The sequence below is a fragment of the Myxococcus sp. AM011 genome, assembly GCF_013372595.1.
Classification (GTDB): Bacteria; Myxococcota; Myxococcia; order Myxococcales; family Myxococcaceae; genus Myxococcus; species Myxococcus eversor.
Genome location: NZ_JABXEM010000001.1, coordinates 37,787 through 63,752, shown reverse-complemented (window position 1 = coordinate 63,752; position 25,966 = coordinate 37,787). Strand labels below are relative to the sequence as shown.

Here is a 25,966-nt window from a genome sequence, read left to right as displayed (position 1 = left end):
GCTCGGAGTCTGTATGAGCGGTGGGAACAAGAACCTCGAGAAGCTCACCCCCAAGCAGCGCGCCCTGTACGAGCTGCTCCTCAAGGAAAAGAAGGGTCAGCTCCAGGACGCGACCACCAAGGCGGTGGAGCGGACCATTTCGCGCCGGGAGGACACCGGGCCCGCGCCGGCTTCCTTCTCCCAGCAGCGACTGTGGATCGTCGACCAGCTCGAGGGCGGTCGCGCCTTCGCCTACAACGTCCACATCACCGTCCAGTTCACCGGCGCGCTCGACATCGCCCTGCTGGAACGGTGTGTGAATCAGGTGGTCCGGCGCCACGAGTCACTGCGCACCGTGTTCGCCGCGCGCGAGGACGGCATCCCCGTGCAAGTCGTACTGCCGGAGCTGCGCCTGCACGTCCCGGTGGAGGACGTCTCCCACCTGTCGAAGGAGGAGCAGGACGTCGAGGTGGAGCGGCGCACCAGCGAGGAGTCCCAGCGGCTGTTCGACCTGGCGCGCGGGCCGCTCCTGCGCGGCAAGGTGCTGCGCCTGGGCTCCGACAACCACGTGGCCCTCGTCACCATGCACCACCTGGTGACGGACCGCTGGTCCCTGGGCGTCTTCGTCCGCGAGCTGATGGCCTTCTACGCCGCGGGAGTCACCGGCCAGTCGCCCGAGCTGCCGGAGCCCGCCATCCAGTACTCCGACTTCGCCGTCTGGCAGCGCGAGCGCATGCAGGGCGAGCGGCTGCGCACGGAGCTGGCGTTCTGGAAGCAGCACCTGCGCACCCTGCCCGCGCCGCTGGAGCTGCCCACCGACAGGCCTCGCCCTCCCGAGCAGACGTACCGAGGCTCCCGCCAGTTCGTCACCCTCCCGGTCTCCCTCACGCGCACGCTCAAGGAGATCAGCCAGCAGGAGGGGGCCACCCTCTTCATGACGTTGCTGGCCACGTTCCAGACGTTGATGCACCGGCACTCGCGGCAGACGGACATCACGGTCGGCTCGCCCATCGCCGGCCGCAATGTGCCGGAGCTGGAGTCGCTGATCGGCTTCTTCGTCAACACGCTGGTGCTGCGCAATGACCTGGACGGCAACCCCACCTTCCGCGAGCTGCTGCGTCGCGCGAAGGACGTGTGCATGGCCGCGTACGCGCACCAGGAGCTGCCCTTCGAGAAGCTGGTCGAGGAGCTTCAGCCCCCGCGCGACTTGAGCCGTCACCCGCTGTTCCAGGTGATGTTCAGCTTCCAGAACACCCCTCGACAGGACCTGTCGATGCCGGGGTTGCGGTCCACGTATCTGTTGGTCGACCCGGGCTCGGCGAAGTTCGACCTGCTGCTGGAGCTGCGCGAGGACCGGCCGGACGAAATCTTCGGCTGGCTCGAATACAACACCGACCTCTTCGACGTCGCGACCATCCAGCGGATGCGTGGGCATTTCTACACGCTGCTCGGAGCGGTGGCGGAAAACCCAGACACGCGGCTGTCCGAGCTGCCCCTGCTCACCCAGGAGGAGCAGCTTCAGCTGAGCTCCGACTTCCAGGGCCGACAGGACGACTTCCCACGAGACGTGTGCCTGCACTCGCTCATCGAGGCCCAGGCCCGCCGCGCTCCCGACGCGGAAGCCCTCCGTTTCGAGGACGAGACGCTCTCCTACGCGCAGCTCGACTCACGCGCGAACCAGCTCGCCTGGCACCTGCGCTCACTTGGCGCGCGCCCTGGCTCTCTCGTCGGTGTCTCGCTCGAGCGCTCGCTCGACCTCGTCGTCGCGCTGCTCGCGGTCCTCAAGTCCGGCGCCGCCTACGTCCCCTTGGACCCGGCGTATCCGCGCGAGCGGCTCGCCGGCATGCTCGACGATGCCCAGGCTCCCGTCATTCTCACCCAGCAGCACCTCCTCGCGAGCCTGCCGCCCTCCTCCGCGCGCGTCCTCTGCCTCGACTCCCAGTGGGATGACGTCGCCGCGAGTTCCTCCGACGCGCTGCCTCTCGTGGCCGGGGCCGACGCTCCCGCCTACGTCATCTTCACCTCCGGCTCCACCGGCCGCCCCAAGGGCGCCATCAACTCACACACAGGAATCGTCAACCGCCTGCTGTGGATGCAGCAGCAGTACGCGCTGACGCCTTCCGACACCGTCCTCCAGAAGACCCCGTTCTCCTTCGACGTCTCTGTCTGGGAGTTCTTCTGGCCCCTCATGACGGGCGCGCGCCTCGTCCTCGCCAAGCCCGGCGGACACCAGGACCCCGCCTACCTCGTCCGCCTCGTCTCCGAGCAGCGCGTCTCCACCCTCCACTTCGTCCCCTCCATGCTCCGCGCCTTCCTCGAGGAGCCGGGGCTGGAGGCTTTGTCTTCTCTTCGCCGCATCATCTGCAGCGGTGAGGCCCTGCCCGCGGAGCTCGTCCGCCGCGCGCATGCCGTCCTTCCCTCCTCCGCCGAAGTCCACAACCTCTACGGCCCCACCGAAGCCGCCGTCGATGTCTCCTTCTGGCATTGCGCTCGTGGCGACTCCCGCCACTTCGTCCCCATCGGCCGCCCTGTCTCCAACACCTGGCTCCACGTCCTCGACCCCTCCGGCCGCCCCACGTCCGTCGGTGTCCCGGGTGAGCTCTTCATCGGCGGCATCCAGGTCGGCCTCGGCTACCTCAACCGTCCCTCCCTCACCGCCGAGCGCTTCCTCCCCGATGCCTTCTCCGGCACTCCGGGCGCCCGCATCTACCGCACCGGCGACCTCGCTCGATGGCTGCCTGATGGCTCTCTCGAGTACCTCGGCCGCGCCGACTTCCAGGTCAAGCTGCGTGGCTTCCGCATCGAGCTCGGTGAAATCGAGGCGTCACTCCTCGCCTTCCCCGGCGTCTCCGATGCCGTCGTCGTCCTTCGCGAGGATGCGTCCGCTCCCCGCCTCGTCGCGTACCTCGTCTCCTCCGCCGAGCTCGACCTCCAGGCCCTGCGCGCTTCCCTCTCCGAGCGCCTGCCCGAGTTCATGGTGCCCTCGGCCTTCGTGTCACTGCCGGCACTGCCCCTCTCTCCCAACGGCAAGGTCGACAGGCGCGCGCTGCCGGCTCCGGAGCTGAAGTCGCGCGACGCGGGAGATTTCGTCGAACCCCAGACGCCTCGTCAGCAGGCGCTGGCCTCCATCTGGACCGAGCTGCTGGGCGTGCCGCGCATCGGCCTGCGCGACAACTTCTTCGAGCTGGGCGGAGACTCCATCCTCGCCATCCAGGTCGTCGCGCGCGCGCGTCAGGCCGGCCTGCATCTGGCCGCCAACCAGCTCTTCCAACACCAGACATTGGAAGCGCTGGCGCGCGTGGCGCAGGAGCAGGGTGGGCCACAGGTTGAACAGGGCCCGGTGCTCGGCACCTCCCTCCTGACGCCCATCCAGCTCGACTTCTTCGAGAAGGAGCTCGTCGAACCGCATCACTTCGCCCAGGCCCTCATGCTCGCGTCGAGCGAGCCGGTGGACATCCCGTGCCTGGAAGCAGCGCTGCGCTCCGTCGTCGCCCACCACGACACGTTGCGCCTGCGCTTCACGCGCCGACAGGATGGCACCTGGCTCCAGGAGTTCACCGGCCTGGAGGCGCCTGTCCGCCTGGAGCAGGTGGACCTCTCCTCCGTGCCCGACGCGGAGTTGCCCTCGGCCCTGGAGTCAGCGTCCACTCGCCTCCACGCGAGCCACAGGCTGGCTGAAGGGCTGCTCCTGCGTGCCGCGCTCTTCAACCTCGGCGCCGAGCGAGGCTCACGGCTCCTGCTGTCGGTGCACCACCTGGGCGTGGATGGCGTCTCCTGGCGCACGCTCCTGGAGGACCTCGGCGCGGCGTATGTGCAGTCGAGACAGGGCCGCCCGGTGGCGCTGCCTCCCAGGTCCACGTCCTTCAAGGCCTGGGCCTCGAAGCTGAGCGACTTCGCGCGCACCGAGGAAGTCGCACGGGAGCGGACCTGGTGGCTCGAAGAGGGGCGACTCGAGGTTGCCTCCATTCCCAGGGATGGCGCGGGCGGTGCCGCTTCCGTGGCCTCCTCGCGCACGGTGGAAGTCTCCCTGGACGAGGCCCAGACGCGGCTGCTGTTGCAGGAGACTCCGTCTGCCTGGCGGGCGCACATCAACGACGTGCTGTTGACGGCGGTGACCGACAGCCTCACGCACTGGATGGGCCAGCCTCGCCTGCGCGTGGAACTGGAGGGCCACGGTCGCGAGCCGTTCTCCGACGACGTGGACCTGTCTCGCACCGTGGGCTGGCTCACCACCCTGTATCCCGTGACGCTGGATGTCTCGGGCACCACCAGCCTGGGTGACCGGCTGCGCGCGGTGAGGGACTCGCTGCGGCGCCTTCCTCGCAAGGGCCTGGGCTACGGCCTGCTGCGCCACCTGGTGGACGAGGAGCATGCGAGGGATTTGCGCGCACTGCCTCGTGCGCAGGTGCTCTTCAACTACCTGGGCCAGTTCCACCAGTCCGGTGGTGACGGCTCGGTGCTGAATCCCTTCACCGCGACGCGCGAGCCCCTGGGCGCCCTGCGCGCTCCCGATGCGGCGCTCTCCCACCTCTTGGAGATCAACGGCTACGTCTTCGAGGGCCGGCTGACCCTGGTGTGGACGTACAGCGAGGCCGCGCACCGGGAAGAGACCATTCAATCCCTGGCGGAGCGGTGCCTGCACACGCTGAGGAGGCTCATCGACGAGCGAGGCTCCGACGACGCCCGCCGCTTCACGCCCACCGACTTCCCCCTGGCGCGGCTGTCCCAGTCGGTGCTCGACCACGTGCTGCCAACGGGGACGCTGGCGGACGACCTCTATCCGCTGTCGCCCTTGCAGCAGGGCATGCTCTTCCACACCCTCACGGCCCCGGGCACCGGCGTCTACGTCACGCAGTTGGCGTGGACCTTCGGCGGCGCCGTGGACATGACCGCCTTCCGTCGCACCTGGGAAGCCGTCATCCAGCGTCAGCCCTTGCTGCGCACGTCCTTCGTCGCCGAGGGCGCCGCCGAGCCGCTCCAGTGGGTCCACCCGGAAGCCACCCTCCCCTGGGAGGAGCACGACTGGCGCGGAGTGGATGAAGCCGAGCAGCGAAGCCGCTTCGAGACGCTCGTCGCCGAGGACCGTGCTCGTGGCTTCGACCTGCGCACGCCACCGCTGCTGCGCCTGACGGTCATCCGCACGGAGGAGCGCGCGTGGCGAGTCCTCTGGACGCTGCACCACCTCATCGTGGATGGCTGGAGCCTCGGGCTCCTCTTCCAGGAGCTCTTCACCACCTACGAGCAGGTTCGCTCCGGTCGGCGCCCGTCCGGCAGTGGGGCGACCTCCTTCCGCGACTACATCGCCTGGCTCCAGCGGCAGTCGTTGGAGCCCGCGGAGCTCTACTGGCGAAAGACGCTGCGCGGCTTCACCGCGCCCACGCCCCTGCCTGGCGCCCTGCCCCGAAGCCCGAATGCGGTGCTCCGGCGTCAGCACCTGAACGCCTGGCTGCCCGCTCAACTCACCGCGGACCTCCAGGCCTTCGTCCGCCAGCACCACCTCACCCTCAATGCGCTGGTCCAGGCCGCATGGACCCTGGTGCTCTCACGTCACACCGGTGAGAAGGACATCGTCTTCGGCGCCACCACCTCGGGTCGCTCCGCCGAGGTCTCCGGCATCGAGAACGCCATCGGGCTCTTCATCAACACCCTGCCCGTTCGCATCTTCGTCGACGACGACACCACCGCGCTCTCCTGGCTCCAGCAGCTCCACACCCAGCAACTGGAGCTGCGCCAGTTCGAGCACACGCCGCTGCCCCATCTCCAGCGGTGGAGCGACGTGCCGCGTGGCACGCCCCTCTTCGAGTCGCTCTTCATCGTCGAGAACTTCCCCGTCGACGCCGCCATCAACTCGGCCAGCGCCGACCTGGGGATTCGCGACTTCAGCGCGCGTGAGCAGGCCGATACCCCGCTGGAGGCGTACGTCATCCCCGGGGATTCGCTGGAGCTGCGCCTGCTCTTCGATGCCGCGCGCTTCGAGCCCTCCACTCCCGAGCGCCTCCTTCGCCACTGGGGCGCCGCGCTCCAGGCCCTCATCTCCAGTCCCGACTCACGCCTGGGGACGCTCTCTCTGCTGACGGGCGAGGAGCGCGAACAGGTCCTTCGCTCCTTCAACGCCTCTTCACGCGACTTCGACCCGTCCTGCCTCCATCTTCAATTCGAGGCACAGGCCGCGCGCACCCCCGACGCCACCGCGCTGTCCTTCGGTGACGTCTCCGTCTCCTATCGTCACCTCCGCCAGCGCGTCCTTCGGCTCTCCCACCGACTCCAGTCCCTCGGGCTCCGTCCGGACGCTCCCGTCGGTCTCTTCGTCCACCGCTCCGCCGACATGGTCGCCGCCATGCTCGCCATCCTCCACGCGGGCGGCGCCTACCTTCCCCTCGACCCCGATTACCCCTCGGACCGTCTCTCCTGGATGCTCCAGGACTCTCGCGCTCCGTTCATCCTCACCTCGCGCCACCTCCGCGACTCACTGCCTGCCTCGGACGCGCACGTCCTCCTCCTCGATGAGACGGGCGATGAGGAAGCACGGGCTCCCGGCAGCGCGGACGCGGTGAATCTGGCGTACGTCATCTACACGTCGGGCTCCACTGGCAGGCCCAAGGGCGTGATGGTGCCCCACCGCACCGCCGCCAACTTCTTCGCCGCCATGGATGACCGCCTGGGTTCCTCTCCCGGCACCTGGCTCGCCGTCACTTCCATCTCCTTCGACATCTCCGTCCTGGAGCTGCTCTGGACGCTCTGCCGCGGCTTCCACGTCGTCCTCCATGACGAGCGCGCCGCCTCTCGCCTCGGCACCGCGCTGACGCTGCCCGAGGTTCTCCGCCGCCATCCTGTCTCCCACCTCCAGTGCACGCCCTCCTTCGCGCGCGCCAGGGTGCTCGCCGCGGACTCGGTCGCCGCCCTCTCCTCGCTCCGATACCTTCTCGTCGGTGGTGAGGCACTCCCCGGCCCGCTCGCCTCTCAGCTTCGCGCCGCGCTCCCGCACTCCTCTCTCCTCAACATGTACGGCCCGACGGAAACCACCGTCTGGTCCTCCGCCCACTCCGCTTCTCCCTCCGACGAAGACGCCTCCACGCTTTCCATCGGCACGCCCCTCGCCAACAACCGGCTCTTCGTCCTCGACGCCTCGGGCCAGCCCTGCCCCATCGGCTCACCCGGCGAGCTCTTCATCTCTGGCGAAGGTGTCGTTCGCGGCTACCTCGGCCGCCCCGACCTCACCGCCGAGCGTTTCCTCCCCGATGCGTTCTCCGGCGTCCCCGGCGCTCGCCTCTACCGCACCGGTGACCTCGCTCGCTGGCGCCCTGACGGCTCGCTCGACTTCCTCGGCCGCGCCGACTTCCAGGTGAAGTTGCGTGGCTTCCGCATCGAACTGGGAGAAGTCGAGGCCGCGCTTTCACGCCACACCTCCGTCCTCCAGGCCGTCGCGGGTGTCCACCTCGATGCCTCCGGTGACGGGCGCCTCGTCGCGTGGCTCGTCCCTCAGCCCGGCCACTCGCTCGACTCCTCCGCGCTGCGCGACTTCGTCCAACGGCACCTGCCCGAGCACATGGTGCCGTCCCTCTTCGTCTCCCTCCCCGCGCTCCCCCTCACTCCCAACGGCAAGGTCGACCGCAAGGCCCTCCCCTCGCCGCTGAGCCAGAGCCAGCAGTCCGCGGTCCCCGACGACTCCTCGCCGAAGACGCCCCAGGAGAAGGTCCTCGCCGCCATCTGGTCCGACGCGCTGCGAGCGCCGCGTGTCACGCGCCAGGACAACTTCTTCGCGCTGGGCGGCGACTCCATCCTCTCCATCCAGATTGTCTCCCGCGCTCGCAACGCGGGCCTCCAGCTCACCACCCAGCAGCTCTTCCAGCACCCGACGCTGGAGGCCCTCGCCCGGGTCGTGCAGTTCGAGGGCGGTGCCTGGGCCGAGCAGTCGGACTCCGCGCTGCTCGCGCTCACCCAGCGCACGTCGACGGACACGAAGGGCCATGAGTCCGCGGACGTCGTCCTGAGCCGGTTGAAGCAGGCCATCTCGGACCGACTGGTTGCCTCGGGCACGCCGGTGGAGGACCTCTATCCGCTGTCGCCCTTGCAGCAGGGCATGCTCTTCCACACCCTCGCGGCGCCGGGCTCTGGCGTCTACGTCACCCAGTTGACGTGGACCTTCGGTGGCGCGTTGGACCTGGATGCGTTCCGGCGCACCTGGGAGGCCGTCATCCAGCGTCAGCCCCTGCTTCGCACGTCCTTCCTCACGGGCGGCTCGCAGGAACCCCTCCAACTCGTCCACCCTGGTGCGGCGCTTCCGTGGGAGGAGCTCGACTGGCGTGGAGTGGGGGAAGTGGAGCAGCAGTCCCGCTTCCAGGCCCTCCTCGCCGAGGACCGCGCTCGCGGGTTCGACCTGCGCACGCCGCCGCTGCTTCGGCTGACGGTCATCCGCACCGATGAGCAGACGTGGCGCGCGCTCGGGACGACGCATCACATGTTGATGGACGGCTGGAGCATGGGCCTCCTCTTCCAGGACCTCTTCGCCACCTACGAGCAGGTTCGCGCGGGTCTGGTCTGGGTCCGGAGGGATGCGACGGTCTTCCGCGACTACATCTCCTGGCTCCAGCGTCAGCCGATGGAGCCCGCGGAGCTCTACTGGCGAAAGACGCTGCGTGGCTTCACCGCGCCCACGCCGCTGCCCGGTGCCCTCCCCCATGACCCCGACGCGGTGCTTCAGCGGCAGCGCCTCCAGTTCCACCTGCCCGCCAAGGCCACCGCGGACCTCCAGACCTTCGTCCGCCAGCACCACCTCACCCTCAATGCACTGGTCCAGGCCGCGTGGGCGCTGGTGCTCTCGCGTCACACCGGTGAGAGCGACATCGTCTTCGGCGCCACCACCTCGGGGCGCTCCGCCGACGTCTCCGGCATCGACCGCGCCATCGGGCTCTTCATCAACACGGTGCCCGTCCGCGTCCACGTCGACGACGACACCACCGCGCTCTCCTGGCTCCAGCAGCTCCACACCCAGCAGCTCGAGCTGCGCCAGTTCGAGCACTCGTCCCTGGTGCGACTGCACGGGTGGAGCGACGTGCCGCGCGGCACGCCCCTCTTCGAGTCCCTCTTCATCGTCGAGAACTTCCCCGTCGACGCCGCGGTGAACTCCGCGGGGGATGCGCTGGGCATCCGCGACTTCACCATCGTGGACCAGACGGACACGCCGCTGGAGGCGTACGTCATCCCCGGGGACTCGCTGGAGCTGCGCCTGCTCTTCGATGCCGCGCGCTTCGAGTCCTCCACTCCCGAGCGCCTCCTCCACCACTGGAGCGTCGCGCTCCAGGCGTTGATGGCTGCGCCGGATGCGCGCCTTGCTTCCATTGCCCTGCTGACGGGAGAGGAGCGCGAACAGGTCCTTCGCTCCGTCAACGGCAGGGCTGACCGCAAGGTCCTCCCAGTGCCGGCCCAGAGCGACTCGGGGACTCGCGACACCGCGCCGCGCTCACGGACCGAGGAGCAGCTCGCGCAGGTATTCGCGCAGGTGCTGGGCGTGGAGCACGTGGGGGCGACGGACAGCTTCTTCGCGCTCGGCGGCCACTCCCTGCTCGCCACCCAGCTCGTCTCGCGCATCCATTCCGTGATGGGAGTGGAACTCCCGCTGCGCGACCTCTTCGAGTCGCCCACCATTGAGCAGCTCTCCCGGCGGATTGAGTCGAGAAGCGGCGAAGGCACGGGGGCGGTGCGGCTCATGCTGCGCCCGGGCGCGCGCGACGGGGCCATTCCGCTCTCGTTCGCTCAGCAGCGGCTCTGGTTCCTCGACCAGCTCGAGCCGGGCAGCGCCGCCTACAACCTCCCCACCGCGCTGAAGCTCGAAGGCGTCCTGGACGTGGAGGCCCTTCGCGCCGCGCTGCATGCGCTCGTGCGCAGACACGAGGCGCTGCGGACGACCTTCATCGCGCGGGACGGTGAGCCCGCGCAGCACATCCACACCGAGCTCTCCTTGGAGCTTCCGGTCGTGGACCTGTCCTCTCTGGCCGACAATGCGCGCGACGACGAGGCGCGTCGGATGGCACGCGAGGAGGCCCAGCGCCCCTTCGACCTCGCGCGGGGGCCGCTGGTGCGCGCCTCGCTGGTGCGTCTGGCGCCTCGCCGGCATGTGCTCCTCGTGACGCTGCACCACATCATCTCGGACGGCTGGTCCTCGGCCGTCATGGTGAGGGAGCTGGGTGCGTACTACCGCGAGCTGACGGGAGGACCGCCCTCCGCGCTGGCTCCGCTGCCCGTGCAATACGCGGACTTCTCCCTGTGGCAGCGACAGTGGCTCCGGGGTGAGGTGCTGAAGCAGGAGCTCGACTGGTGGCGACAGCAGCTCGAGGGTGCCTCCCAGGCGCTGGAGCTTCCGACGGACCGGCCTCGCCCCTCGGCGCAGACGTACCGGGGCGCCACGCTGCCTCTCGCTCTGCCGCGCGAGGCGAGCGACGCGGTGAAGACGCTGGCACAACGCGCGGGCGCCACTCCCTTCATGGTGATGCTGGCGGCGTGGCAGCTCCTGCTCTCACGCTACTCGCGACAGGACGACATCTCCGTCGGCATGCCGATCGCCAACCGCCACCGCTCGGAGGTGGAGGGCCTCATCGGCTTCTTCGTCAACACCCTCGTGCTGCGGTCGACCATCGATGACCGCCAGTCGTTCCGCGCGCTGCTCGCCCAGGTCCGTGAGCACACGCTGGCCGCGTACGAGCACCAGGATGTCCCCTTCGAGAAGCTCGTCGAGGAGCTCCAGCCCCAGCGAGACCTCAGCCGCAGTCCGCTGTTCCAGGTCACCCTCACGTTCCAGAACACCCCCACCGAGCCACTGAAGCTCCCGGGGCTGGAGATGGAGCTGCTGCCTCCCCAATCGGAGACGGCGAAGTTCGACCTCGACCTGGGCGTCGAGGAGGTCGATGGAGTCCTGACGGCGGCGCTGACCTACAACACGGACTTGTTCGACGCGGGGACGGCGGAGCGGCTCGCGCGTCACTACCGGGTGCTGCTGGAGACCGTCACCTCGGATGCGGACCGGCCCATGCATGGGCTTGGGATGCTGACGGGAGATGAACTCGCGCGGCTCCGGACGTGGAACGACACCACGGCCGACCTTCCGCGCGACGTGTGCCTGCACTCGCTCATCGAGGCCCAGGCTCGCCGTACTCCCGAAGCGGAGGCCCTGCGCTTCGAGGACGAGACGCTCTCCTACGCGCAGCTCGACTCACGCGCAAACCAGCTCGCGCACCACCTGCGCTCCCTCGGTGCTCGCCCCGGCGTCCTCGTCGGGGTCTGCCTGGAGCGCTCGTTCGACCTCGTCGTCGCGCTGCTCGCGGTCCTCAAGTCCGGCGCCGCCTACGTTCCCTTGGACCCGGCGTATCCCCGCGAGCGCCTCGCCGGCATGCTGGAGGACGCGGACGCGCCCGTGCTCCTCACCCATGAGCGCTTGAAGGCCGTGCTCCCTCAGCACACCGCTCGCGTGCTGTGCCTCGACTCCGATTGGGACGCTGTCTCTCACCAGCCCTCCTCCTCGCCCGAGCTGCTGGCCGGTCCCGACGCCCTCGCCTACGTCATCTTCACCTCCGGCTCCACCGGCCGCCCCAAGGGCGCCATGAATGCCCACTCGGGTGTCGTCAACCGCCTGCTGTGGATGCAGCAGCAGTACGCGCTGACGCCTTCCGACACCGTCCTCCAGAAGACCCCGTTCTCCTTCGACGTCTCTGTCTGGGAGTTCTTCTGGCCCCTCATGACGGGCGCGCGCCTCGTCCTCGCGAAGCCCGGTGGACACCAGGACCCCGCCTACCTCGTCCGCCTCATCTCCGAGCAGCGCGTCTCCACCCTCCACTTCGTCCCCTCCATGCTCCGCGCCTTCCTCGAGGAGCCGGGGCTCGAAACGCTCTCCGGACTGCGTCGCGTCGTGTGCAGTGGTGAGGCGCTCCCCGCGGAGCTGGTGGCTCGCGCCCACGCTCGCCTCCCGGCGTCCGCCGAGGTCCACAACCTCTACGGCCCCACCGAGGCCGCCGTCGACGTCTCCTTCTGGCACTGCGCTCGCGGCGACTCCCGTCACTTCGTCCCCATCGGCCGCCCCGTCTCCAACACCCAACTCCACGTCCTCGACGGCTCCGGTCTCCCCACACCCGTCGGTGTCCCGGGCGAGCTCTTCATCGGCGGCGTCCAGGTGGGCCTCGGCTACTGGCGCAAGCCCCACCTCACCGCCGAGCGCTTCATCCCGGACCCCTTCAGCGCCACTCCGGGCGCGCGCCTCTACCGCACCGGCGACGTCGCGCGCTGGCTGCCCGACGGCTCTCTCGAGTACCTCGGCCGCGCCGACTTCCAGGTCAAGCTGCGCGGCTTCCGCATCGAGCTGGGCGAAATCGAAGCCGCGCTCCTCGCCGCACCCGGCGTCCGCGATTGCGTCGTTCTCGTCCGCGAAGACTCCCCCGGCGACCAGCGCCTCGTGGCCTACGTCGTCGGTGCGTCCACCGCGCCGGACACGCAGGCGCTGCGCACCGCCCTCTCGGAGCGACTGCCCGAGTACATGGTGCCCTCGGCCTTCGTGACGCTGCCGGCATTGCCGCTGTCTCCCAACGGCAAGCTCGACCGCAAGGCGCTCCCCATCCCCGAGCGGCCCGAGTCCACGGGCGCCTACGTCGCACCGGGCACTCCCACGGAAGAGGTCCTCGCCGGACTCTTCGCCCAGGTGCTCGGGCTGGAGCGCGTCGGTACGACCGACAGCTTCTTCGAGCTGGGTGGACACTCCCTGCTCGCCACCCAGGTCGTCTCACGCATCCGTGAGGCGCTTGGCGTCACGCTCCCGCTGCGCACCCTCTTCGAGGCGCCCACCGTCGCGCAGCTCGCGCGTCGGGTCGACACCTCCGCGCATGCGGTGGAGCGTCACGCCCCGCCGCCGCTTCAGCCTGTCTCTCGCTCGGGCGAGCTGCCCCTGTCCTTCGCCCAGCAGCGCCTGTGGTTCCTCGACAGGCTGGAGCCGGACAGCCCGTTCTACAACATGCCCGTGGGCCTCCGGCTGGAGGGGACACTCGACGTCCCCGCGCTGGAGCACGCCTTCACCGAGCTGGTGCGCCGACACGAAGTGCTCCGCACCACCTTCCGTGAGGGGCCCGTCCAGGTCATCCATCCAGCGGCCCCGGTTCCGCTGCCCCTCTTGGACCTCTCCGCGCTCACCTCCGCGGCAGGTGAGGCGGAAGCCCGGCGCCTTGCTCGCGAAGAGGCACGGCGCCCGTTCGACCTCACTCGCGGGCCACTGCTGCGCGCATCGCTGCTGCGACTGTCCGAGTCGCGGCACGTCCTGCTCCTCACCCTGCATCACATCGTGTCGGATGGCTGGTCCGTCGATGTGCTGGTGCGTGAGTCCGCCGCGCTCTATGCCGCCTTCCGCGCGGGCCACGCGTCTCCGCTGCCCGAGCTGTCCATCCAGTACGCGGACTACGCGGCGTGGCAGCGCGGCTGGCTCCAGGGCGACGCGCTCGAAGCGCAGCTCTCCTGGTGGCGCGAGCACCTCCAGGGCGCGCCTCGCTTCCTCGAACTCCCCACGGATTTCCCTCGGCCCGCCATCCAGGGCTTCCAGGGTGCCACCCTCACCCGCACGCTTCCGCGCACGCTGGCCGTGGCGCTCCAGGCCCTCTCCCGCCGGGAGGGCACCACCCTCTTCATGGCGCTGCTGGCCGGCTTCGACATCGTCCTCTCCCGGTACTCGGGACAGGAGGACATCGTCATCGGCACGGATATCGCCAACCGCAACCGCGTGGAGACCGAGGGCCTCATCGGCTTCTTCGTGAACCAGCTCGCCTTGCGCGCGCGAACCACGCCAGGGATGACGTTCCGCGAGCTGCTGGCTCAGGTGCGCGACGTCACGCTGGGCGCCCACGCGCACCAGGACCTGCCGTTCGAGGAGCTGGTCAAGGCCCTCAACCCCGAGCGCAGCCTCGGCCATACCCCGCTGTTCCAGGTGAAGCTGGTGCTGCAGAACCAGCCGGCCGCCGCGCTGGAGGTGCCGGGCCTCACGCTGCGCCCCGAGTACTCGGAGTCCGGCACCTCGCGCCTGGACCTCACCCTCGCCATCGTCGAGACGGAGGCCGGGCTGGAGTGCACGTGCGAGTACCGCACGGACCTCTTCGAGCCGGCCACCATCGACGGACTCGTGCGCCACCTTGGCGTGGTGTTGGAGGCCGCCACGGCGAGCCCCGGCATTCGCATCTCCGACCTGCCCCTCATGGCCCAGGTGGAGCAGCGCCAGCTCCTGGTCGACTGGAACGCCACCGCGCGCGACTTCCCCCGTGACGCCGGTGCGCACCAGCTCTTCCAGGCGCAGGCCGCGCGCACGCCGGACGCCATCGCCGTGCGCTTCGAAGGCCAGCAGCTCTCCTACGCGCAGCTCGACGCCCGCGCCAATCAGCTCGCGCACCACCTGCGCGGCCTCGGCGTCAGGGAGGACGTGCCCGTCGCCCTTTGCGTGGAGCGCTCGCTCGACACCGCCGTCGCCATCCTCGGCATCCTCAAGGCCGGCGGAGCCTACGTCCCGCTCGACCCCAGCTATCCCGTCGAGCGACTCACCTTCATGCTGCGCGACTGCGCGGCGCCGGTCCTCGTCACCACCGAGGCCATCTCCGACGACCTCCCGGCGGGGAGCGAGCAGCTCGTCCTGCTCGACGCGGAGGCGGACCTCATCTCCGCGCGGCCCACCCATGCACCGGAGCCGGCCACCACCGCCGACAACCTCGCGTACATCATCTACACCTCCGGCAGCACCGGCCGCCCCAAGGGCACCCTCTTGCAGCACCGGGGCCTGTGCAACACGGCGCTCCAGACAGGCCGTGCCATGGGGCTCGGCACTGGAAGCCGCGTCCTCCAGTTCTTCTCCGCCGGCTTCGACGCGTCGGTCTGGGAGTTCTTCGGCGCGCTGCTCTCGGGTGCCACCCTGGTGATGGCGCCGCGTGAGCGACTCCTCCCCGGAGCACCCCTGCGTGCGCTGGCCCGCGACGAGTCCATCACCGCGGTGACGCTCACGCCCTCGGTCCTCGCGCAGCTGTCGCCCGAGGACTTCCCCGCGTTGGAGACGCTCGTCTCCGCTGGTGAGGCATGCACGCCGGAGCTGGTGCGCCGCTGGGCCCCGCACGTGCGCTTCCTCAACGCGTACGGCCCCACCGAGACCACCGTCTGCGCCTCCATCACCGAGCCGCTGACGGCCGGACAGCTCCTCACCATCGGTCGCCCCTGGGCCAACCTCCAGGTGTACGTGCTGGACACATCACTGCGTCCACAGCCCGTCGGCGTGCCCGGCGAGCTGTGCGTGGGAGGCGTCGGCCTGGCGCGAGGCTACCTGGGGCAGTCGGCGCTCACCGCGGAGCGCTTCATCCCGGATGCCCTCTCCGGTGTGGCCGGGGCGCGGCTCTACCGCACCGGAGACCGGGCGCGGTGGCGAGCCGATGGAACGCTCGAATACCTGGGCCGCATCGACTCGCAGGTGAAGCTGCGCGGCTTCCGCATCGAGCTGGGCGAGGTCGAGTCCGTCCTCTCGCGGCTCCCCTCCGTTCGCGAGGCCGCCGCCGTCGTGCGCGAGGATGTCCCCGGCCTCACCCGGCTGGTGGCTTATGTCGTCGCCGAGGAGGACGAGTCGGTCGATCCAGCTTCGTTGCGCGCCGCCCTCAAGGAGCGGCTGCCCGAGCACATGGTGCCCTCCGCCATCGCCGTCCTGCCCGCGCTGCCGCTCACGGCCCACGGGAAGGTGGACCGCAAGGCACTGCCTCCGCCCGAAGGCACAGGCGAGGCAGAAGCCCGGGAGTACGTCGCGCCTCGCGGTGAGACTGAGTCGCGGCTCGCCACGCTGTGGCAGGAGCTGCTGCACGTCGAGCGCGTCGGCGTGCACGACGACTTCTTCGAGCTGGGTGGCCACTCGCTCCTGGCCACCCAGGCCCTCTCGCGCGTGCAGGTCGCCTTCGGCGTCGAGCTGCCCCTGCGTGAGCTCTTCGAGGCGCCCACCGTGGCGCGGCTCGCCCTGCGGTTGGAGGCACTGGCCCAGGAAGGCGCGAGCACCACGAAGGCCCCCGCGCTGACTCGCGCGGCACGCACGGGAGACCTGCCGCTGTCCTTCGCGCAGCAGCGGCTGTGGTTCATCGACCAGTTGGAGCCCGGCAGCTCGCTCTACAACATCCCCACGGCCCTGGAGCTGGAGGGGCCACTGGATGTGCCCGCGCTGGAGCACGCCTTCACCGAGCTGCGGCGGCGCCATGAGTCCCTGCGCACCACCTTCGGCTCCTTGGATGGCCAGGCCGTGCAGCGCATCCACCCGGCCGCGCCGTTCCCACTGCCCCTGGTGGCGCTGGAGTCGCTCGCTCCCGAGGAGCAGGCCCTGGAGACGCGGAGGTTGTCGTCGGAGGAGGCCCTGCGCCCGTTCGACCTCGCACGCGGTCCGTTGCTGCGGGCCACGTTGTTGCGTCGGGCCACGACTTCTCACGTGCTGCTCGTCACGTTGCATCACGGCGTCGCCGACGCCTGGTCCATGAGCGTGCTGGTGCGCGAGCTGGTGGCCCTGTACGCGGCCTTCCGCGAGGGCCGTCCGTCTCCACTGGCGGAGCTGGCCGTGCAGTACGCGGACTTCGCCGTGTGGCAGCGCGGCTGGTTGCGAGACGCGGCCCTGGAGGAGCAACTCGCGTGGTGGCGTGACGCGCTGACTGGCGCTCCCGCCCTGCTGGAGCTGCCCCTCGACAGGCCCCGGACCTTGTTGCCCTCACGCGAGGCGGCGCTCCACCCTGTCTCCCTCGGAGCCGAGCTGTCCGAGGCCGTCAAGGCGCTCTCCCTGCGCCACGGCGCCACGCCGTTCATGACGCTGCTGGCGGCGTTCCAGCTCCTGCTCGCCCGGTACTCCGGTCAGGACGATGTCGTCGTCGGCTCGCCCATCGCGGGACGCAACCGCGCCGAGACCGAAGACCTCATCGGATTCTTCGTCAACACCCTGGTGCTGCGCGCCCGGGTCGCCCCGCGCGTGACGTTCTCCGAGTTGCTCACCCAGGTGAAGCACTCCACCCTCGGCGCGTTCGAGCACCAGGACGTCCCCTTCGAGAAGCTCGTGGAGGAGCTGCAGCCCCAGCGCAGCCTCGGCTTCTCTCCGCTCTTCCAGGCCACCTTCTCGCTGCTCAACGCGCCCACCGGCGAATTGGAGCTTCCCGGACTGAGCCTGCGCCCGCTCGCGCCGACGGGGCTGCTCGCCAAGTTCGACCTCGACCTCACCCTCTCCGAATCCCCCACGGGCTTCGAGGGTGCGCTCCAGTTCTCCACCGCCCTCTTCGACGCGGACACCGTCGCGCGGCTGGCGACGCACTTCCTCACCCTGCTCCACGCCGCCGTGGCGCAGCCGGAGGTGCCTGTCTCCTCCCTGCCGCTCATGGACGCCGCCGAGCGACACCGCCTCCTCGTCGAGTGGAACGACACCGCAATCGACTTCCCGCTCGACAGCCCCGTCCATCGTCAGGTCTCCACCTGGGCTGAAATCACTCCGCACGCCACCGCCCTCATCTCGGACGATGGTGCACTCTCCTTCTCCCAGCTCGAGGTCCGCGCCAGCCGTCTCGCCGCCCGGCTCCTCCAAGCCGGGGTCCGTCCGGGCTCCCTTGTCGCGGTCTTCATGGAGCGCTCCCTCGAGCTGCCCATCGCCCTGCTCGCCATCCTCAAGGCGGGCGCCGCGTGGCTCCCTCTCGACCCGGCCTATCCCCGTGAGCGACTGGCCTTCATGCTCCAGGACGCCGCGCCCCCGGTGCTCCTCACCCAGCCCCACCTCCAGGACGCCTTGCCCGCGGGCCCCACGGTCATCTGCCTCGACCCTCAGTGGGGCGCGCAGGCGGATGAAGGCGTGAGCAGCTACGTCACCGAAGTGGCCGTGGCGCCCTCCAGCCCCGCGTACCTCATCTACACCTCCGGCTCCTCCGGCCAGCCCAAGGCCACGCTCATCTCGCACCAGGCCCTCGCCAATCACATGGCCTGGTTCCTCTCCGCCTTCCCGCTCCTGCCCGGCGACAGGGTCCTCCTCAAGACGCCGCTCAGCTTCGACGCCTCCGTCTGGGAAATCTGGGCGCCGCTCCTCACGGGAAATCCCCTGGTCCTAGCGTCCGTCGACGCTCATCGCGACCCGGCCTCGCTCCTCGCCAGCGTCCTGCGGCACCGCGTCTCCGTCCTCCAACTCGTCCCCTCCCTGCTGCGCTTCCTCCTCGAAGAGGACGCGCTCGCGACGGCTTCCCACCTCCGCTTCCTCTTCTGCGGCGGCGAAGCCCTGCCTTCCGACCTCTCGCGCCGCCTCCGCGCCAGGCTCCCCAGGACCCACCTCTTCAACCTCTACGGCCCCACCGAAGTCACCATCGACTCCACGTTCGCCTACGCCTCACCGTCGGAGTCTCGCGCGGCCATTCCCATTGGCCGGCCCGTCTCCAACACCCGGGCCTACGTCCTCGACGCGCTCCTCCAGCCCGTGCCCACGGGTGTCCCAGGAGAGCTGTTCCTCGCGGGTGCCCAGCTCGCGCTCGGCTACCTCCACCGCCCGCACCTCACCGCCGAGCGCTTCATCCCGGACCCGTTCAGCGTCGAGCCGGGTGGCCGCCTCTACCGCACCGGAGACAAGGTGCGCTGGCTCGCGGACGGCACCCTGGAGTACCTCGGCCGCCTCGACTTCCAGGTGAAGCTGCGGGGCCAGCGCATCGAACTGGGTGAAGTCGAGGCCGCGCTCCTGGCCCATACCGATATTCGTGAAGCCGTCGCGCTGGTTCGCGAGGACTCACCGGGCCACCAGCACCTCGTGGGCTACGTCGTGGCCAGCGCGACATTGGACGTCGCGGCCCTGCGCACCTTCCTCCTGGCGCGGCTGCCCGAGTACATGGTGCCCGCTGTCCTCGTGCCGCTGGAGGCCCTGCCCCTCACGGCCAACGGCAAGCTCGACCGGAGCGCCCTGCCGGCCCTCGACGCGGTTCTCACCGAGATCTACGTCGCGCCTCGCACCGACACCGAGCGCACGCTGGCCTCCCTCATGGCGGAGCTGCTGCGCCTGGAGCGCGTCGGCGCCGAGGATTCGTTCTTCGCGCTCGGCGGACACTCGCTCCTCGCCACCCAGCTCGCCTCACGCATCCGCGCGGCCTTCCAGGTCGAGCTGCCGCTCCGCGCCCTCTTCGAGGCTCCCACCGTCTCGTCCCTGGCCGCGCGCATCAACGCGAGCGCTCGTGGGAGCACGTCGGCGACGCCTCCTCTCGTCCCCGTGGCTCGCACCGAGGCACTGCCGCTGTCCTTCGCTCAGCAGCGCCTGTGGGTCATCGACCAGCTCGAACCGGGGAGCGCCCTCTACAACATCCCCATCGCCCTGCGCCTCGAAGGCGCCTTGGACGTCGCGGCCCTCGAGCGCGCCGTCTCCGAGGTCGTCGCCCGACACGAGGTGCTGCGCACCACCTTCACGCCCTCCGCCGATGGGCAACCCCTCCAGCGAGTCCGCGCGGCGGCTCCCGTCACCATTCCTCGCATCGACCTGCGCCACCTCGACCCGGCCTCCCGTTCAATCGAGGAGCGGACCCTGGCCCTGGAGGAGTCCGCTCGTCCGTTCGACCTGACCTCGGACTCTCTCTTCCGCCTCTCCCTCGTCCACCTGGAGGAGCACGCGCACCTGCTGCTCTTCACGGTCCACCACATCGTCTCGGATGGCTGGTCCACCGGCGTCCTGGTGCGGGAGCTGGGTGCGCTCTACGCGGCGCATCTGTCGGGTGTACCGGCGACGCTGCCGCCGCTGCGTGTGCAGTACGCCGACTTCGCCGCATGGCAACGCGGCTGGCTGCGCGACGAGGTGCTCGGCGCGGAGCTGGACTACTGGAAGCAACACCTCCACGGGGCTCCGGCCCTGCTGGAGCTGCCCACCGACAGGCCCCGCCCCGCAATCCAATCGCGTGAGGCCGCGTCCCATCCGCTCTCGCTCGGCTCGCGACTCTCCGAGGCCGTGAAGGCGCTCTCCCAGCGCGAAGGCGCCACGCCCTTCATGACGTTGCTGGCGGCGTTCCAGCTCCTGCTCTCGCGCTACTCCGGGCAGGACGACCTCACCGTCGGCTCGCCCATCGCCGGCCGCAACCACGCGGAGACCGAGCCCCTCATCGGCTTCTTCGTCAACACGCTCGTGCTGCGCGCGCGCATCCACCCGCGAGCCTCCTTCCGCGAGCTGCTCGCCCAGGTGCGCGCCTCCACGCTGGAGGCCTACGAGCACCAGGACGTCCCCTTCGAGAAGCTCGTCGAGGAGCTCCAGCCCGAGCGCAGCCTCGGCTTCTCGCCCCTCTTCCAGGTCTTCTTCTCCCTCCTCAACATCCCCATGGGGGACCTGGAGCTGCCCGGCCTGCGCATCCTCCCCGTCGACTTCGGCAACGCCGCCGCCAAGTTCGACCTGGACCTCTCCCTCGTCGAGACGCCGTCGGGCTTCCAGGGCGCGCTCCAGTTCTCCACGGCGCTGTTCGACGCCTCCACCATCTCGCGGCTGGCGTCCCACTTCCTCACGTTGCTCCGCGCCGTGGTGGACCAGCCGGATGCACCCGTCGCGTCCCTGCCGCTCATGGACGAGGCCGAAGAGCGCCGCGTCCTGATGGAGTGGAACGACACGCACGCGGACTTCCCGGCGCACACCACCGTCCACGCCCTCTTCGAGGAAGCCGTCGCTCGCACTCCGGACGCCGTTGCCATCTCCATGGGCGACGCACGGCTCACCTTCCGTGAGCTGGACGCCCGGGCCAACCAGCTCGCGCACGCCCTGCGGGGACTGGGTGTGGGACGAGGGTCCCGAGTGGGCCTGTACTTCCGCCGCTCGCCCGAGATGGTCGTCTCCCTCTGGGCCACGCTCAAGGCGGGTGCCGCCTATCTGCCTCTCGACCCGGCTCTGCCCGACTCACGCATCGCCTTCCTCCTGGACGACACCCACGTCGCCATCGTCCTCACCGAGTCGGTGCTCGCGGATGCGCTGCCCGCGAGCGCGCTCAATGTCCTCCGCGTCGACGAGGACTGGGACGTCACGGTGGAGAAGGAGCCCACGACGGCGCCGGCACCCCTGGCCACCGCCGATGACCTCGCCTACCTCATCTATACCTCCGGCAGCACCGGTCTCCCCAAGGGCGTCATGGTGGAGCACCGCGGCGTCGTGAACTACCTCACCTGGGCCCTGCGCACGTACCGCATCGCGGAGGGCTCCGGCTCCCCGGTCCACTCGCCGCTCTCCTTCGACCTGACCGTCACCAGCCTCATCGCTCCGCTCGTCGCGGGGAGGCCCGTGGTGCTCGTGCCCGAGGAGGCGGGCGTGGAGGGGCTGGGTGAGGCCCTGCGCGAGGGCAACGACTTCAGCCTCGTGAAGCTGACGCCCACGCACCTGCACCTGCTCGCGTCCCAGCTCACGCCGGGCGAGGCCGCCGGTCGCACGCGTGCGTTCGTCATCGGTGGCGAAGCCCTGACGGCCGAGGGCGTCGCCTTCTGGCGCCAGCATGCTCCAGACACGCTGCTCATCAACGAGTACGGCCCCACCGAGACGGTGGTGGGTTGCAGCATCCACACGGTGGCCCCTGGAGATGCGGCGAGCGGCCCCATCTCCATCGGCCGGCCCATCGCCAACACCCGTCTGTACGTCCTGGATGCGCACCTGCGCCCGGTGCCGGTGGGTGTCGTGGGCGAGCTGTTCATCGGCGGCGCGGGAGTGGCACGAGGCTACTGGCGGCGACCCGAGTTGACCGCGGAGCGCTTCATCCCCGACGCCTTCAGCACTCGGCCCGGAGCGCGGCTGTACCGGACGGGCGACCGCGTCCGCTGGGGCGTCGATGGGCGGCTGGAGTACCTGGGCCGCGCCGACTTCCAGGTGAAGGTCCGTGGCTACCGCATCGAACTGGGAGAGATTGAGTCCGCGCTGCGGACGCATGCCTCCGTCGGTGACGTTGTCGTGGTGGTGCGCGAAGACGGCCCCTCGGGCGCACGGCTCGTGGCCTACGTCGCGCCGCACACCGGTGCTTCGCTTCCGGATATCGGCGCGCTGCGGACTCACCTGGGTGAGCGGCTCCCGGCGTACATGGTGCCCTCGGCCATCGTCACGTTGGAGACGCTGCCGCTGTCCTCCAACGGCAAGGTCGACCGCGCCGCGCTGCCTTCGCCGGACTCGGTGAGCACCGACTCCTACGTCGCGCCTCGCAACGAGGTGGAGGAGGCCCTCTCCACGGTATGGGCCCAGGTGCTGCGCGTCCCGCGCGTCGGCATCCACGACAACTTCTTCCAGCTCGGCGGCGACTCCATCATCACCCTTCAGCTCGTCGCGCGCGCCCGCCGCGCCGGGCTGCACTTCGCGCCCCGGCAGCTCTTCCAATCGCAGACCATCGCCACCCTGGCTCCCGAGGTCTCCCGGCTGCAGGCCGTCACCGCCGAGCAGACGCCCGTCGTCGGCCCGGTGCTTCTCACGCCCATCCAGCGCGCCTTCCTCGAAGACGCGAACCCCGAGCCGCACCACTACAACCAGGCGCTGATGCTGCGGCTGCGCGAGGCGGTGGAGCCCTCGGTTGTCGAAGCCGCCCTGCGCGAGTTGGTGAAGCACCACGACGCCCTGCGCATCCGCTTCGTGCAGGAGGACGGCCGGTGGAGCCAGCACAACACGGACCTGGAGCACGCGCCTTCACTGCGCCGCGAGGACGTGTCCTCACTGTCTGAAGATGCGCGGGCCGCGAGAGTGGAGGCCATCGCCACCGAGGCGCAGACCTCCTTCGACCTGGGCTCGGCGCCGCTCCTGCGCGCCGTCCACTTCGACTTCGGCCCGGGTGAGTCCGCGCGCCTGTTGCTGGTGGCGCACCACCTCGTCGTCGACGCCGTCTCCTGGCGCATCCTCGTCGAGGACCTGGAGACCCTCTGCCGGCAGGCCCGGCGTGGCGAAGCGCTCTCTCTCCCGGCGAAGACGACGTCCTTCAAGGCGTGGGCCGAGCGCCTGCACAAACATGCCCGCTCCGAAGCGCTCGACGCCGAGCGCTCCTTCTGGCTCGACGAGGCCCGCGCCCGCGTCGTTCCGCTGCCCCGGGACAGGGCGGAAGGGGCGAACACCGTCGCCTCGTCGCATACCGTCTCCGCGAGCCTGGATGCCGGGGACACGGGACTGCTGTTGCGTGAGGTGCCCGCGGCGTACCGCGCCCGGCTCCAGGACGTGCTGCTGGCCGCGCTGGGCCGCGCCCTGGCCGCTCGCACGGGACAGTCGCGCTTCCTCGTCGAGGCCGAAGGCCACGGCCGTGAGGACCTCTTCACCGACGTGGACCTGTCACGCACCGTGGGCTGGTTCACGTCCCTGTACCCGGTGCTGCTCCAGGTGGGCGCCGGAGACAGCCCCGGTGACACCGTGCGTGCCACGCGCGACGCGCTGCGCACCCTGCCCGCCAACGGCCTGGGACACGGCCTGCTGCGCCACCTGCGCGAAGACGACACCCGTGAACGCCTGAGTGCGCTGCCCGTCCCCGAGGTGTCCCTCAACTACCTGGGCCAGGTGGACTCCACCTCCAGCGACGCCTCGCTGTTCACGTTCGCTCCGGAGTCCCAGGGCCCGTCCATCAGCCCGCGTGCGCCGCGCGCGCATCTGCTCGACGTGTCGGCCGTCGTCCAGGGAGGACAACTCCGCCTCTCCCTCACCTACAGCCGCAACCTCCACGACGAGGCCACCGCGCGCGCGCTCGTTGAAGCCTTCGGGGACGCGCTGCGCCTGCTCATCTCCGGCCGGGCGACGCCCGATGCCCTGCGATACACGCCCGCCGACTTCCCGCTGGCTCGCCTGACGCAGGCCACGCAGGACAGGGTGCTGCCACCGGGCATGCCCGTGGAGGATGTCTACCCGCTGTCCGCCCTCCAGCAGGGCATGCTGTTCCACTCTCTGATGGGGCCGGGCTCGGGCGTGTACGTCACGCAGTTCGGCTGGACGTTCGGCGCGCGCATCGACCTGGGGCTCTTCCGCCGCGCCTGGGAGACGGTGGTGGAGCGCCATGCGCCCCTGCGCACCGCGTTCGTCTGGGAAGGGCTGGATGAGCCCCTCCAGGTGGTGAGTCCTCGCGTCGCGCTGCCCTGGGAGGAGCTCGACTGGCGCGGCCTGACACCGGATGAGCAGAGGGCCCGCTTCGACGCCCTCATGGCCTCGGACCGCGTCCGTGGCTTCGACCTGCGTCAGTCGCCGCTGATGCGCCTGACGGTGGTGAAGCTGGACGATGGGTTGCACCGCGTCCTCTGGTCCTCGCATCACCTGTTGATGGATGGCTGGAGCCTCGGACTCGTCTTCAAGGAGCTGTTCGCCTCCTACGACGCAGCGTCGAAGGGCGAGCGTCCCGCGCTGGCGGCCGCTCCCGCGTACCGGGACTTCATCTCCTGGCTGCGCGAAGACCCCACCGCGCGCAGCGAGGTCTATTGGCGCGAGGCCCTCCAGGGCTTCACCGCGCCGACGCCGCTCCCCGGCGCCCGGCTCCCCGACACGCAGGACGCGCCGTATGCACAGGGCGAGCGCTCGTTCTTCCTGAGCGCGGAGACGACCCATGCCCTGAATGCGTATGCGCGCCAGCACCTGCTCACGGCCAACACCGTGCTGCAGGGCGCCTGGTCCCTGGTGCTCGCCCGCTACTCCGGTGAGCGCGAGGTCGTCTTCGGCACCACCGTCTCGGGCCGCGCCGCCGAAGTGAGCGGCATCGAGCACATGGTGGGCCTGTTCATCAACACGCTGCCCCTGCGCACCCGACTGGAGCCCGACCTGCCGGTGGTGGCGTGGCTCGCCTCGCACCACGCGCAGATGCAGGCGCTGAATCAGCACGAGCACGCCTCGCTGGCACGCATCCAGGGCTGGAGCGACGTGCCTCGCGGCCAGCCCCTGTTCGAGAGCCTGTACGTCTTCGAGAACTACCCCGTCGACGACGCCGTCTACTCCGGTGGCAGCGACTTCCAGGTCCGCGACCTCGCCAGCACCGAGCAGTCGGACATGCCCTTCGTGGCCATCGCCCTGCCCGGCACCCGGATGGAGCTGCGCCTCGTCTACGACAAGCAGCGCTTCGAGACCTCCGTGCTGGAGCGCGTGCTGCGCCTCTGGGCCACGGCCGTGGAGTCCATGCTGGCCCGGCCCCAGGCCCTCCTGTCCTCGCTCTCCCTCGTCACTCAGGAGGAGCGCGAGCGCGTGCTGGTGGAGTGGAACCAGACGGACCGCGACTACCCGCGCGAAGCCGGAGTGCACCAGCTCTTCACCGCGCAGGCGGCGCGCACACCGGACGCCATCGCCGTCGAGTCCACGGTGGGCACGCTCACGTACCGAGAGCTCGACGAGCGCTCCAACCAGCTCGCGCATCATCTGCGCACCCTGGGCGTCACGCCGGGGACGCGCGTGGCCCTGTGCCTGGAGCGGAGCCTGGAGTTGCCCGTGGGCCTCTTGGGCATCCTCAAGGCGGGCGCGGCCTTCGTTCCGCTCGACCCCGCCTATCCGGCGGAGCGCCTGAACGCCATGCTCGCGGGGACGGGGGCCTCCGTCCTCGTGACGCAGGAGCGGCTCGCCGATGAGCTGCCCGCCTATGTCCCGCTCCTCGTCTGCCTCGACTCCGAGTGGGAGCAGGTGGCCCTCCAGCCCGTGACGCCACTCGCGCCTTGCGCTGACGCGGACAGCCTCGCGTACGTCATGTTCACCTCGGGCTCCACGGGACAGCCCAAGGGCGTCGCCATTCCCCACCGCGGCATCACCCGGCTGGTGATGAGCGGCGACTTCATCCACTTCGGGCCCGAGGAGGTCTTCCTCCAACTCGCCCCCAGCTCCTTCGACGCCTCCACGCTGGAGGTCTGGGGCGCGCTGCTGCATGGGGCCCGCCTGGTCCTCTTTCCGCCTCACACGCCCACTCTCGAAGAGCTTGGCGCGGTGCTGGTGCGTCACCGCATCACCACCCTGTGGCTGACGGCGGCCCTCTTCGAACAGATGGCGCTCCACCAGCCCGAGGCCCTGGCCTCCGTGAGACAGGTG

Annotated in this window: 1 protein-coding gene (only partly in view); it reads left to right on the top strand. The window is 70.2% G+C overall.

Features of this window, described 5'->3' with window-relative positions; translation table 11 throughout:
* Positions 1 to 13 precede the first annotated feature (13 nt).
* Positions 14 to 25,966 carry the 5' portion of a non-ribosomal peptide synthetase gene (locus HUW62_RS00090; protein WP_176433180.1) on the top strand. 19,887 nt of this gene lie beyond the right edge of the window, so the window shows 25,953 of its 45,840 coding nt (coding positions 1–25,953); its start codon is at positions 14 to 16; the stop codon falls past the right edge of the window.